Source organism: Pseudomonas sp. ES3-33 (genome assembly GCF_000952175.1).
Lineage (GTDB): Bacteria > Pseudomonadota > Gammaproteobacteria > Pseudomonadales > Pseudomonadaceae > Aquipseudomonas > Aquipseudomonas gregormendelii.
In genome coordinates, this window is the sequence record NZ_JZRI01000131.1 from 1 (window position 1) to 13,605 (window position 13,605).

Below are 13,605 nucleotides of genomic sequence, written 5' to 3' on the forward strand. Positions count from 1 at the left end.
ATTCGCAGCGACCCGAATGTGAAGGCTTTTTATGATGCGTTGATCGCACGCGGAAAGCGAAAAATGCAGGCCATCTGCGCGGTTATGCGCAAATACCTGACAGGCTTGTGGGCGTGCATACGCGCAGGAGAAGATTTCGACACGGCCAAGCTTTTCAGCGAAAAACACCTGCTGAAAGCTTGACCGGTAACAGAGTATCTACAGGAGCACACCCAATCCCCGGTGAACCCGATCCGTAGGAGCTGCCAAGTGAAACGAGGCTGCGATCTTTTTCCATGACACCACCGATCACCTATCACACCCATAGCTGGAGTCAACGCAGACAACCCCCTAGAATCGCCCCCACGATTAAAGGAGACGACTTCATGCTGATGGTGATTTCCCCCGCCAAGACCCTCGACTACGAAACACCGCCGGCCACCCAGCGCTTCACCCAGCCGCAGTACCTCGACCATTCCCAGGAACTGATCCAGCAATTGCGCGACCTCACGCCCGCGCAGATCAGTGAGCTGATGCACGTCTCCGACAAGATCGGCGGCCTCAATGCCGCGCGCTTTGGCAGCTGGACGCCTGCATTCACCCCGGAAAACGCCAAACAGGCCTTGCTGGCCTTCAAGGGTGATGTCTACACCGGGCTGAACGCGCAAACCTTCAGCGAAGCCGATTTCGATTACGCCCAGGAACACTTGCGCATGCTCTCGGGTCTGTACGGCCTGCTCCGCCCCCTGGACCTGATGCAACCGTACCGGCTGGAGATGGGCACCAAACTGGCAAACGCCCGTGGCAAGGACCTGTATGCCTTCTGGGGCACGCGCATCAGCGAATGGTTGAACGAAGCCTTGGCCGACCAGGGCGATGACGTGCTGCTGAACCTGGCCTCCAACGAGTATTTTTCGGCCGTCAAACGCACCGCCTTGAACGCACGCATCATCAATACCGAGTTCAAGGACCTGAAAAACGGCCAGTACAAGATCATCAGTTTCTACGCAAAAAAAGCCCGCGGAATGATGAGCCGCTTCGTCATTGAAGAGCGCATCAACGATCCGCTGGCGCTCAAGCAGTTCGACGTCCAGGGCTATCGGTTCAGTGCCGAGCAGTCTAAACCGGACAACCTGGTATTCCTTCGCGATCACGCTCCCGAGTGATGCACCGGCTCGGCGCACGATCTCCGTGCGCCGGCGTTTGATCGTCTGACAATCCCTCACCGAATCGCCGACATTCTGGCGTCAAAAATACAGCGCACTCTCCCCTAACTTTTGTTTCACTCGACGTCGACGTTTTTTTTCAGTAGTGGCACCGAAAATTTTTCTCTGTAGTGGCACAAAACTATCTCCGGCAATTATACGCCTATATATAAAGGGCGAGACGGCAAGTGCTATCAATATGAGAGCAGTGCCATCTTTCTCTATATTTCAAGAAATTTCAGATTTCGCGATGGGCGGACAGGAACTATGTCCACATGCGTCGCTCATACCACCGGTAACGATTATCCGTGAGGTTGTACGAGATAACTTACGCAGATAAGGGATTCATGCAGCGAAGTTGTCACATGAACTAGCGCTAACTAATCGCTCATTTGGGCAACACTGAAAGGACTGGAGATAAGCCACACTGCTATCCCCTGAAAGGCCAAGGCTGCGCCCCTATAAACGTGCTCGCCTGAGCACCCAACCGCTTGATCTACGGGCCTTTAGCCTGGCATCGAGCGCGCAAGACCTTTGCACGAAGGTCCTCTGAGCCGAGGATCCGCTGCATGACAGGGCAAGCCATAACAATAAAGCCTAGTTACGCACACCTTGAGTGCACTTATTTAGACACTCGGAACTTATATGCCTGTACGCGGCACGGCGGCGCTTGTATGCCGTACTTCCGAGTGCACTTTGACCGCTGAACACCATTAACTCCGGCCATGTAATGGCTTGATAAAACACTGAGGTAATTTGCGATGCGCATCAGCATATTTGGTTTGGGTTACGTGGGCGCTGTCTGTGCCGGCTGCCTGTCTGCACGGGGCCACGACGTGGTTGGCGTCGATGTTGCCAAAGACAAGATCGATATGATCAACGCCGGCAAATCGCCGATCGTTGAACCGGGTCTGGGCGAACTTCTGCGCAAGGGCATCGATACCGGCAAACTGCGCGGCACGACCGACTTCGCCGAAGCGATTCGCGACACCGACCTGTCGATGATCTGCGTCGGCACACCGAGCAAGAAAAACGGCGACCTGGAACTTAACTACATCGAGGCTGTGTGCCGCGAGATCGGTTTTGTCCTGCGTGACAAGACCACCCGCCACACCATCGTGGTTCGCAGCACCGTACTGCCGGGCACTGTCGCAAACGTTGTCATCCCGATCCTCGAGGACTGCTCCGGCAAGAAAGCCGGCGTCGACTTCGGCGTTGCAGTGAACCCTGAGTTCCTGCGTGAAAGCACCGCGATCGCCGACTATGACCTGCCGCCCATGACGGTCATCGGCGAATTCGACAAAGCCTCGGGCGACGTCCTGCAATCGCTGTACGAAGAGCTCGACGCGCCGATCATCCGCAAGGACATCGCCGTTGCCGAGATGATCAAGTACACCTGCAACGTCTGGCACGCCACCAAGGTGACCTTCGCCAACGAGATCGGCAACATTGCCAAGGCCGTCGGTGTCGATGGTCGTGAAGTGATGGAAGTGGTCTGCCAGGACAAGACACTGAACCTGTCCCAGTACTACATGCGCCCTGGCTTCGCCTTCGGCGGTTCCTGCCTGCCCAAGGACGTGCGCGCCCTGACCTTCCGCGCCGGTTCCCTGGACGTCGAAGCGCCGCTGCTGAACTCGCTGATGCGCAGCAACGTGTCGCAGGTACAGAACGCCTTCGACATCGTTTCCAGCCACGACAAACGCAAAGTCGCCCTGCTGGGCCTGAGCTTCAAGGCCGGCACCGACGACCTGCGCGAAAGCCCGCTGGTCGACCTGGCCGAAATGCTGATCGGCAAGGGTTACGACCTGAGCATCTACGACAGCAACGTCGAGTACGCCCGTGTCCACGGTGCCAACAAGGACTACATCGAATCGAAGATCCCTCACGTCTCGTCCCTGCTCAACTCCGACTTCGACGATGTGATCAACAACTCCGACGTGATCATCCTCGGCAACCGTGACGAGAAATTCCGCGCCCTGGCGCAGAACGCTCCGCACGGCAAGCAAGTGGTCGACCTGGTTGGCTTCATGTCCCAGGCCACCAGCGTCAAAGATCGCACCGAAGGCATCTGCTGGTAACCGCAAGGCATCTCTTCGGCGCCGCGCAACAATTGTGCGAACCCGTCGTAGGAGCTGACGAATGAAACGAGGCTGCGATCTTTTCAGGGTCACTTGAGTTCTGAGCGAACCCTGAAAGATCAAGATCAAAAGATCGCAGCCTTCGGCAGCTCCTACACAGGTTCACCCGGGTTTCGAGTGAACCCGAAAAGATCGGTGTCACCCGTAACCTTGCAAGTTTTTTGTAAGCCTGCCTTAACCCCATCGGGCCACCCCACAGGCTCGCCCGAGATCGAGACGGATGCAGATTATGCACAGGCTAAAGCACGGCCTACTTCAGGCCGCCGGCTGGCTGTTTTACCTCACTATTTTGATGGGCATCGCCATGGCGCTGCCTGTGTCCACGTTCGACTCCGAGTCGAAGGACTTCATCTTCCTGATCGGTATCGTCGGTATCTGGCGCTACTCGATGGGTGCCACGCACTTTCTGCGCGGCATGCTGTTTCTGTACGTGGTCTACCCGCACCTGCGCCGCAAAGTGCGCAAGCTGGGCAAGGCGGCGGACCCGTCCCACGTCTTCCTGATGGTCACCAGTTTCCGTATCGACGCGCTGACCACCGCCCAGGTCTACAGCTCGGTGATTCGCGAAGCGATCGACTGCGGCCTGCCGACCACCGTGGTCTGCTCCATCGTGGAAATGTCCGATGAGCTGCTGGTCAAAAGCCTCTGGTTGCGGATGAACCCGCCAGAGCGGGTCAAGCTCGACTTCGTGCGCATTCCGGGTACCGGCAAACGTGATGGCCTGGCCTACGGTTTCCGTGCGATCTCCCGGCACATGCCGGACGACCGTGCGGTTGTCGCCGTGGTCGATGGCGACACCGTGCTCGCCGAGGGCGTGGTGCTCAAGACCGTGCCGTGGTTCCAGCTGTTTGGCAACGTCGGCGGCCTGACCACCAACGAGTTCTGCGAAGTGCGCGGCGGCTACATCATGAGCGAGTGGCACAAACTGCGCTTCGCCCAGCGCCACATCAACATGTGCTCGATGGCTCTGTCCAAGCGCGTCCTGACCATGACCGGCCGGATGTCGGTGTTCCGCGCCACCGTGGTGACCGACCCGGACTTCATCGCCGACGTGGAAAGCGACTCGTTGCAACACTGGCGCCTGGGCCGCTTCAAGTTCCTCACTGGTGACGACAAGTCGAGCTGGTTCAGCCTGATGCGCCTGGGCTACGACACGTTTTACGTGCCGGACGCGGCGATCCACACCGTGGAACACCCGCCGGAAAAGAGCTTCATCAAGGCCAGCCGCAAACTGATGTTCCGCTGGTACGGCAACAACCTGCGCCAGAACGCTCGCGCCCTGGGCCTGGGGGTCAAACGCCTCGGCCTGTTCACTTCGGTGGTGCTGTTTGATCAACGCGTATCGATGTGGACCTCGCTGCTGGGCCTGACCGTGGCCATCATCGCCAGCTTCAAGTACGGCACCGCGTTCATCCTGGTCTACCTGCTGTGGATCGGCATCACCCGCCTGATCCTGACCCTGCTGCTGTCGTGCTCGGGTCACAAGATCGGCCCGGCCTACCCGGCGATCCTCTATTACAACCAGATCGTCGGCGCGCTGGTGAAGATCTACGTGTTCTTCCGCCTCGACCAACAATCCTGGACCCGCCAGGACACCAAACTGACCCGTGATCTCGCCAGCTTTCAACGTTGGTTCAACACCTGGTCGTCTCGGACCATGACCTTCTCCGCCGGCAGCATTTTTGTCGCCGTGCTGCTGATGATGGTCTGACCGCCCCCTTATTGAATTAACCAGGAAATCGCCTATATGAATACCGCCGTCAACGCCAACGTAGTGCACGAATCAGAAGCCCAGCGCCAACACGCCCGCGTGAAAATCCCGGCAAAGCTGCGTTTCTTCGGTCCCGACCGGACCCCGATTGAAGCCCGGGTCCTCGACCTTTCCGCCGGAGGCCTGGCCTTCAACGCCGGCCAGCTGCCGCTGAAGATCGGCGACGTGCACAAGGCTCGCCTGCAATTCGTGATCGACAACCTCGGCTTGGCCATGGACGTGGAACTGCAAGTGCGCTCGTTCGATCGCCAGACCGGTCGCGCCGGTTGCCAGTTCCAGAACCTGGAACCGCAGGACATCTCGACTCTGCGTCACCTGATCACTTCGCACCTGTCCGGCGACATCGTCAGCATGGGTGAAGTACTGGCGACCCTGCAGCGCGACAACTTCACCAAGGCGCGCAAAATGAAGGACGGCGGCCACGGCATGACCCCGTTCGGGCGTTTGCGTGCGGTGACGTTCAGCCTGGCGATTTTCCTCGTCGGCCTCACGGCGTTCGGTTTCATCTTCAAGTCGGTGTACGGCATGTACTTCGTCAGCCACGCCCAGGCGGGTCTGGTCAGCGTGCCGGGCATGAACATCACCATGCCCCGCGACGGCACCGTGCAGAGCCTGATCAAGGCCGACGGCATCGCCGCCAAAGGCGCCCCACTGGCGACTTTCAGCACCAGCATGCTCGATGTGCTCAAGGGCCATCTGGAAGAAGACCAGTTGCAGCCGGCCAAGGTTGAAGAGCTGTTCGGCAAGCAAATGACCGGCACCCTGACCTCGCCGTGCGACTGCACCGTGTCGCAGCAACTGGTTGCCGACGGTCAGTACGCCAGCAAGGGTGACGTGATCTTCCAACTGGTACCGCGCAACAGCGAAGCCAACGTCGAAGCGCGGTTCTCGTACCGCCAGTTCAGCGACGTGCGCCCGGGTACCCAGGTCAGCTTCCAGATCGCCGGCGAAGACAAATCCCGCACCGGCAAGATCGTCAGCAGCACCAGCCTGAAAAGCGCCGACCTGTCCTCCGACATCCGCGTCCTGATCCAGCCGGACGAGCCGCTGGACAGCAAGTTCGCCGGTCGCCCGGTTGAAGTGAACAGCGACCGTGGCCCCAACCTGAACTGGCTGATCGACAAAGCCATGGCTGCTGGTTTGTAACCGGAGGACATGCCCGTGACGATTCCACTTATCCTCAGAACACCGCAATCCCTGTGGGAGCGAGCCTGCTCGCGATGGGATCGCTGCGGTTTGTCTGATGCACCGAGCCGCTTGAATCGCCAGCAGGCTGGCTCCCACAGGGGTGCGATGTGTGCACTGGCCCTGGCGGTCAGCCTCGCTGGCTGCGCCGGCCTGCCCGACCAGCGCCTGGCCAACGAAGCCCTCAAGCGCGGCGACACCGCCCTGGCCCAGCAGAATTACAAGCAACTGGCCGACCTCGGCTACAGCGAAGCCCAGGTAGGCCTCGCCGATATCCAGGTCGACAGCCGTGACCCGGCGCAGATCCGGCAGGCCGAGGCGACTTATCGCGCGGCCGTCGATGTCTCGCCGCGGGCCCAGGCGCGCCTGGGTCGCCTGCTGGTGGCCAAGCCCGGTTCCACCGAAGCCGAACAGCACGAAGCCGAAGGCCTGTTGAAGAAAGCCTCGGCCAATGGCCAGGGCAATACCCTGATTCCACTGGCCATGCTGTACCTGCAATACCCCCACAGCTTCCCGGACGTCAACGCGCAACAGCAGATCAGCCAATGGCGCGCCGAAGGCAAGCCTGAAGCCGGTCTGGCCCAGGTGCTGCTGTATCGCACCCAAGGCACTTACGACCAGCACCTGGACGAAGTCGAGACCATCTGCAAAGCCGCGCTCAATACCACCGACATCTGCTACGTCGAGCTGGCCACGGTCTATCAGAAACAGGCCAAGCCCGAGCAACAGGCCGAGCTGATCAAGCAGATGCAAGCCGCCCATGCCCGCGGCACGGTTTCCGCCCAGCGAGTGGACAGCGTCGCCCGCGTCCTCGGCGATGCAACCCTTGGGACTACCGACGAGAAAACCGCCCAGTCGCTGCTCGAAGGCATCGCCCCCGGCTACCCCGCTTCCTGGGTCAGCCTGGCGCAACTGCTCTACGACTTCCCGGAACTGGGCGACGTCGACACGATGATGAAGTACCTGGACAACGGCCGCGCCGCCGATCAGCCGCGCGCCGAACTGTTGCTGGGCAAGCTCTACTACGAAGGCAAGATGGTCCCGGCCGACGCCAAGGCAGCCGAAGAACACTTCCAGAAAGCCGTCGGCCGCGAAGTCGCCGCCGATTACTACCTCGGCCAGATTTATCGCCGTGGCTACCTGGGCAAAGTCTATTCGCAAAAGGCCCTGGACCACCTGCTGACCGCTGCGCGCAATGGCCAGAACAGCGCCGACTTCGCCATCGCCCAGCTGTTCTCCCAAGGCAAGGGCACCAAGCCTAACCCGCTCAATGCCTATGTCTTCAGCCAGCTGGCCAAGGTTCAAGACACTCCTCAAGCCACCGAGCTTGCGCAAACACTCGAAGCCCAACTGCCGCCTGCCCAGCTCGCCGAGGCCCAACGCCTGTTGAAACAGGAACAGGCCGTTCGGGGTGCCTTGAGCCAGAACACGCTGCAACTGCACGCCCTGCAAGAAGAAGACGGCGAGGAATCCCTATGAAGTTGAATCCCTTTGTGCAGGCCGGCATTGGCCTGACGTTCGCCTTGCTGTGGTCGTGCCCGACCCTGGCGGCACTGACTGAAACCCAGAACTACGGCCTGGACGTGAAAATCACCGGCCAATCCGAGGACGACCGTGACCTGGGTACCGCCAGCGGCGGCGACGTCAGCGGTGTGGGCCTGGACCTGCGCCCCTGGATCTACGGCGAAAGCGGCGCGTGGAGCGCCTACGCCATGGGTCAGGCGGTAACGTCCACCGACATCATCGAAACCGACACCCTGCAGCAGTCCGATAGCGACGGCACCCAGACCACCGACAACAGTGATCGCAAGACCAAGAAGAACTACCTGGCCATGCGCGAGTTCTGGGTCGGCTACAGCGGCCTCACGCCTTACCCGGGCGAGCAGTTGAAGCTGGGGCGCCAGCGCCTGCGCAACGACGACGGCCAATGGCGCGACACCAATATCGAAGCGCTGAACTGGACCTTCGATACCACCCTGTTGCGCGCCAACGTCGGCGTTGCCGAACGCTTCAGCGAATACCGCACCGACCTCAAGGAACTCGCGCCCAAGGACAAGGATCGCCTGCACGCCTATGCCGACGCGGCCTATCAGTGGACACCGGGCAACTGGGTCGGCGTTCGCGGTCACCACACCCACGACGACGGCAAGCTCGACTACCCGGAACCGGGTGTAGCGGGCGACTCGCTGGACAAGCAGCAGAACGGCGACATCAGCTGGCTGGGCCTCACCGCCGACAGCGACGCCTATAACTACCGCAACACCAACACCCTCAATTATTGGGGCAGCATCACCGGCATGAGCGGCGACACCGACACGGTCAATGCGCTGAATGCCGACGGCACCCGTCCGGCCGAAGCCAAGCGTGGTGAAGACCTCAACGGCTGGGCCACCGACATCGGCTTGCGCCTGCGCCTTGATCAGCAATGGCAAGTCGGTGCCGCCTACGCCCGCGCCAGCGCCGATTACGAACAGAACGGCCTGGAAAGCAACCGCTCGAACTACACCGGTACCCGTTCGCGCGTGCACCGTTTCGGCGAAGCGTTCCGCGGCGAAATGAACAACATGCAGACCGCCACCTTGTTCGGTTCCTGGATGCTCAACGACGAATACGACGCCAGCCTGATCTACCACAAGTTCTGGCGCGTCGACGGCAACAAGCCGGTCGGCAGCAACGGCATCAATGCCGTACAGAACGACACCGACGACGTCACCGGTGCGGTGCTCTCCAGCACTTCCCTGCCACTGGAAGACGGCACCAAGGACCTGGGTCAGGAGATGGACCTGGTGGTCACCAAGTACTTCAAGCAAGGCTTGCTGCCAGCCTCCCTGAGCCAGTCCATCGACGAGCCTTCGGCCCTCGTGCGTTTTCGTGGCGGCGTGTTCAAGCCGGGTGATGCGTATGGCAAGGACGTCGACTCGTACATGCACCGTGCGTTCATCGACGTGATCTGGCGCTTCTGATGCCAACTGCGAAGGGAGTGCCCGACATGAACAATCCGAAGCGAGGTTCAATCACCTTGCTGGCCGGCGCGATGCTGCTGGCAAGCGCGGCCGCCTTCGCCAACGTGGAGCCGGCGAGCAAGCCGGTGACCATGGGCAAGGAACTGCAACAGGCCAAAACCTACACCGTTACCAGTGCGCCGACTGCGCCGCTGGAGCTGGCAAAACCCAAGCTGCCGGACACCTCCGGCTACACCGCCGAAGCCATTGCCGCCAAGATCGTTCGCACCAAGGCCGGCAAAGTCAGCGTGCGCCGGATGATGCAGGAAAACGCCCTGAAGGATTTCATCGGCGGCGATAACAAGATGGCCGAATGGGTAGTGCGCCAGCACGGCATCCCCCAGGCGATCTTCATCGACGACGGCTACATGAACCTCAAGGACCTGGCGAAGAAGCTGCCCAAGCAGTACTTCAGCGAAACCTCGCCGGGGGTTTACCTGGCGAAGTTGCCGATCGTGGTCGGTGAAAAAGGCATCCTCGAAATCGACCAGCAGACCCAGGAACTGCGCCTGTCCCAGGAGGCCGGCTCGTTCCTGGTCAACGACGGCCAGCTGTTCGTGCGTGATACCAAAATCACCGGCTGGCGCGAGAAGGAAAATGGCCCGGCGACCTTCAAGTCGCCCAAGGAATTCCGTCCGTTCCTGTTGTCCTGGGGCGGCACCGAGACCTACATCGCCAACAGCAAGCTCGCCAGTTTCGGCTACGCCAACAGCAAGTCCTACGGCGTGAGTATTTCCCAATACACGCCGAACATGGCCAAGGTGCTCAAGCGCGCCGAACCGACCGGCTGGATCGTCGGCTCCGAGTTCTCGGACATGTGGTACGGCTTCTACTGCTACGAAACCGAAGGCTTCGTGGTCAAGGGCAATACCTACAAGGACAACATCGTCTACGGCATTGACCCGCATGACCGCTCCCACGGCCTGATCATCGCCGACAACACCGTGTACGGAACCAAGAAGAAGCACGGGATCATCATTTCCCGTGAGGTCAACGACAGCTTCATCTTCAACAACCGCAGCTACGACAACAAGCTGTCGGGCCTGGTGATCGACCGGAACAGCGTCAACAACCTGGTCGCCTACAACGAGATCTACAAGAACCACACCGACGGCATCACCCTCTACGAGAGTGCCGACAACCTGCTGTATGGCAACAAGGTGATCAGCAACCGTCGCCACGGCATCCGCATTCGTAACAGCGTGAACATCCGCCTCTACGAAAACCTGGCCATGGCCAACGGCCTGACCGGCGTGTACGGCCACATCAAGGACCTGAGCGATACCGACCGCGACATCAAGCTCGACCCGTTCGACGCCCAGGTCTCGCTGATCATCGTTGGCGGCGAACTGGCCGGCAACGGCAGCGGCCCGCTGTCCATCGACTCGCCCTTGAGCGTCGAGCTGTATCGCGTATCGATGCTCGCCCCGACCAAATCCAGCGGCATCAGCTTCAACGGGATTCTTGGCGAACGCCAGGATGAAATTCTCGACCTGCTGGTACGCCAGCAGAAAGCCGTGCTGATCGACCCTGTCGAACGCCAGACCGAACTGCAGGACTGAGGATAATTTTATGCACCCACACTTGATCAAATTACTCAGCCTGTCGGGCCTGACCCTGGGGATTCTCGCTGCCAGCAACGGTGTGCGCGCCGACGAGCTCAAGGCGCCGGATTTCACTGCCGAACCTTGCTGCAACCTGTGCCCCGAAGCCCATGACGCGAAGAACTACACCACGCGTTACCAGCAGAACTTCACCACGCTGGTACAGGCCCAGGGCGACTGGCTGTTCCGTACGCAGGAAGACTTGCGCACCGAGTTCGACACCACGCCAGCCGGCTACAAGCGCATGCAGCAACTGCACGATGCGTTCAAGAGTAAAGGCGTCGAGCTGGTGGTCGTGTACCAGCCCACCCGTGGCCTGGTGAACCGCAACAAGCTCAATCCGCAGGATAAAGCCCAGTTCGATTTCGACAAGGCGCTGAAGAACTACAAGACCATGCTCGGGCGTTTCGCGCAGATGGGCTACGTAGTGCCGGATCTGTCGCCGCTGACCAACGAATCGCTGCCCGACACCCTGCCCGCCCACGATTTCTACTTCCGCGGCGACCAGCACTGGACCCCATATGGCGCCCAGCGCACGGCGAAAATCGTGGCCGAGAAGGTCAAGCAGATTCCTGCCTTTGCCGACATTCCCAAGCGTGAATTCGAGACCCATAAGTCGGGTCGCATGGGCAAGACCGGAACATTACACAATATGGCCGGTCAACTCTGCGGCACCAGTTACGCCATCCAGTACATGGATCAATTCACCACGGAACCCAAAGGCGAAGCCGCCGATGGCGATCTGTTCAGCGACTCCGGTAATCCGGAGATCACCCTGGTCGGTACCAGTCACAGTGGCAAGAACTACAACTTCGCCGGTTTCCTTCAAGAGGCCATCGGCGCTGACATCCTCAACGTAGCGTTCCCTGGCGGTGGCCTGGAAGGTTCGATGCTGCAGTACCTGGGCAGCGAAGAATTCCAGACCAAGCCCCCGAAGATCCTGATCTGGGAATTCTCGCCGCTCTATCGCCTCGACCAGGAAACCATCTACCGCCAGATGATGGCGCTGCTGGATAACGGTTGCGAAGGCAAGGAAGCACAGATGACCGGCAGCACTACATTGAAGCCGGGCAAGAAGGAATTGATGGTCAACAGCAAGAACCTGAACCTGCAAAACAGCAGCCACCAGGTTGACATCCGGTTCGCCGATCCATCGGTGAAAACCCTGCAAGCCACCCTCTGGTACATGAACGGTCGCCACGAGGACATCAAGATCGACAAACCGGAAACATCCGACACCGACGGGCGTTTCGCCTTCGAGTTGCGCACGGACGAAGACTGGGCCTCGCAGAATTTGCTGGCCGTCGAAGTCCAGGGCCCTGAAGCAGGTGCCGCGCCGCAGAAAGTCGAAGCGAAAATCTGCAAACGCAACGTGTTCCCTGGCGCTGGGCAGCGTACCGCTCAAGCCGGGCAATGAGGTTACCTCTTATGACATGCATGCAATCGCGAACGCTGAAGAAGTTGCTCGCACCTTCTCTGCTGACGCTGGCGATGTTCGCCGGCGCCACCCAGGCCGCCGCACCACTGCGGCCGCCCCAGGGTTACTTCGCGCCGATCGAGAAAGTGAAGACCGGCGACTTCAAGGATGGCTGTGATGCCATGCCGACGCCCTACACCGGCTCGCTGCAATTTCGCAGCAAGTACGAAGGCTCCGACAAGGCCCGTTCGACCCTGAACAAAGCATCGGAAAAAGCCTTCCGCGACACCACTGCAGATATCACCAAGATCGAGCGCGGCACCAGCAAGCGCGTGATGCAGTTCATGCGTGACGGTCGCCCGGAACAGCTCGAATGCACGCTCAACTGGTTGACCGCGTGGGCCAAGGCCGATGCGTTGATGTCCAAGGACTTCAACCACACCGGCAAGTCCATGCGCAAATGGGCGCTGGGCAGCATGGCGTCTTCGTACATCCACCTGAAATTCTCCGACTCGCATCCGCTGGCGAACCATCAGCAGGAGTCGCAGTTGATCGAGGCCTGGTTCAGCAAGATGGCTGATCAGGTGGTGAGCGACTGGGACAACCTGCCGCTGGAAAAAACCAACAACCACTCTTACTGGTCCGCCTGGTCGGTGATGGCAACTTCCATCGCCACCAACCGCCGCGACCTGTTCGACTGGGCCGTGAAGGAATACAAGGTCGGTGCCAATCAGGTCGATGCCGATGGCTTCCTGCCTAACGAAATGAAGCGTCAGCAACGCGCCCTCGCCTATCACAACTACGCCCTGCCGCCGCTGTCGATGATCGCCAGTTTTGCGCTGGTCAACGGTGTGGACGTGCGTCAGGAAAACAACGGCGCGCTCAAACGCCTGGGTGATCGAGTGCTCGCCGGGGTTGAAGACCCTGAGGCATTTGAGAAGAAGAACGGCAAGGAACAGGACATGACCGACCTCAAGGTCGACTCGAAATTCGCCTGGCTGGAACCGTTCTGCACGCTCTACACCTGCTCCCCTGATGTGCTTGAGAAGAAGCGCGAGATGCAACCGTTCAAGACGTTCCGGCTGGGGGGTGACCTGACCAGGGTCTACGACCCGGCCAGCGAAAAAGGCAAAGGCTCATAGAGCCGGATACATACCCCTGTAGGAGCTGCCGAAGGCTGCGATCTTTTGATCTTGCTTGTAAAGATCAGGATCAAAAGATCGCAGCCTTCGGCAGCTCCTACAGGGTCGGTGTCGAGTTTGAGTTTTGTGAGTTAGCCCCCGGTTGTTCGTGGGGGGTTTGGG

At 59.9% G+C, this 13,605-nt stretch carries 9 protein-coding genes and 1 pseudogene; all 10 read left to right on the plus strand.

Annotated elements, in window-relative coordinates; all coding sequences use genetic code 11:
- A pseudogene (locus UB23_RS21860) lies at window positions 1-183 on the plus strand (IS110 family transposase); the annotation flags it as partial.
- Between the two features lie 182 nt (window positions 184-365).
- Window positions 366-1,145, plus strand: coding sequence for a peroxide stress protein YaaA (yaaA, locus tag UB23_RS21865; RefSeq protein WP_045061370.1), 780 nt, complete (start codon window positions 366-368; stop codon window positions 1,143-1,145).
- 800 nt (window positions 1,146-1,945) lie between these two features.
- Window positions 1,946-3,262 carry a nucleotide sugar dehydrogenase gene (locus tag UB23_RS21870; protein ID WP_045061371.1) on the plus strand — a complete coding sequence of 439 codons (1,317 nt, stop codon included), beginning with the start codon at window positions 1,946-1,948 and terminating at the stop codon, window positions 3,260-3,262.
- A 289-nt stretch (window positions 3,263-3,551) separates the two neighbouring features.
- Window positions 3,552-5,033, plus strand: coding sequence for a mannuronan synthase (gene alg8 / locus UB23_RS21875; protein WP_412548515.1), 1,482 nt, complete (start codon window positions 3,552-3,554; stop codon window positions 5,031-5,033).
- A 36-nt stretch (window positions 5,034-5,069) separates the two neighbouring features.
- Window positions 5,070-6,239 (plus strand): alginate biosynthesis protein Alg44, encoded by a 1,170-nt coding sequence (locus UB23_RS21880; protein WP_045061373.1) that lies wholly within the window; start codon window positions 5,070-5,072, stop codon window positions 6,237-6,239.
- A 15-nt stretch (window positions 6,240-6,254) separates the two neighbouring features.
- Window positions 6,255-7,757: an alginate biosynthesis TPR repeat lipoprotein AlgK gene (gene algK, locus UB23_RS21885; protein ID WP_082069234.1), complete on the plus strand. Its 1,503-nt coding sequence runs from the start codon at window positions 6,255-6,257 to the stop codon at window positions 7,755-7,757.
- On the plus strand, window positions 7,754-9,241 hold the full coding sequence (locus UB23_RS21890) for an alginate export family protein (protein WP_045061375.1): 1,488 nt from the start codon (window positions 7,754-7,756) through the stop codon (window positions 9,239-9,241). Before algK ends, UB23_RS21890 begins: the two co-directional genes overlap by 4 nt.
- A gap of 26 nt (window positions 9,242-9,267) precedes the next feature.
- A complete protein-coding gene (algG, locus tag UB23_RS21895) occupies window positions 9,268-10,842 on the plus strand; it encodes a mannuronan 5-epimerase AlgG (protein ID WP_045061376.1) in 1,575 nt (524 codons plus the stop codon).
- A 10-nt stretch (window positions 10,843-10,852) separates the two neighbouring features.
- Window positions 10,853-12,301, plus strand: a complete 1,449-nt coding sequence (locus UB23_RS21900; protein ID WP_045061377.1) for an alginate O-acetyltransferase — start codon at window positions 10,853-10,855, stop codon at window positions 12,299-12,301.
- 11 nt (window positions 12,302-12,312) lie between these two features.
- Window positions 12,313-13,443: a mannuronate-specific alginate lyase gene (locus tag UB23_RS21905; RefSeq protein ID WP_045061378.1), complete on the plus strand. Its 1,131-nt coding sequence runs from the start codon at window positions 12,313-12,315 to the stop codon at window positions 13,441-13,443.
- The last annotated feature ends 162 nt before the right edge of the window (window positions 13,444-13,605 follow it).

What these genes read in the sequence shown, in the direction of transcription:
- yaaA (WP_045061370.1), top strand. Translation starts at nt 366, where the DNA reads ATGCTGATGGTGATTTCCCCCGCCAAGACCCTCGACTACGAAACACCG.
- UB23_RS21870 (WP_045061371.1), top strand. Translation starts at nt 1,946, where the DNA reads ATGCGCATCAGCATATTTGGTTTGGGTTACGTGGGCGCTGTCTGTGCC.
- alg8 (WP_412548515.1), top strand. Translation starts at nt 3,552, where the DNA reads ATGCACAGGCTAAAGCACGGCCTACTTCAGGCCGCCGGCTGGCTGTTT.
- UB23_RS21880 (WP_045061373.1), top strand. Translation starts at nt 5,070, where the DNA reads ATGAATACCGCCGTCAACGCCAACGTAGTGCACGAATCAGAAGCCCAG.
- UB23_RS21890 (WP_045061375.1), top strand. Translation starts at nt 7,754, where the DNA reads ATGAAGTTGAATCCCTTTGTGCAGGCCGGCATTGGCCTGACGTTCGCC.
- algG (WP_045061376.1), top strand. Translation starts at nt 9,268, where the DNA reads ATGAACAATCCGAAGCGAGGTTCAATCACCTTGCTGGCCGGCGCGATG.
- UB23_RS21900 (WP_045061377.1), top strand. Translation starts at nt 10,853, where the DNA reads ATGCACCCACACTTGATCAAATTACTCAGCCTGTCGGGCCTGACCCTG.
- UB23_RS21905 (WP_045061378.1), top strand. Translation starts at nt 12,313, where the DNA reads ATGACATGCATGCAATCGCGAACGCTGAAGAAGTTGCTCGCACCTTCT.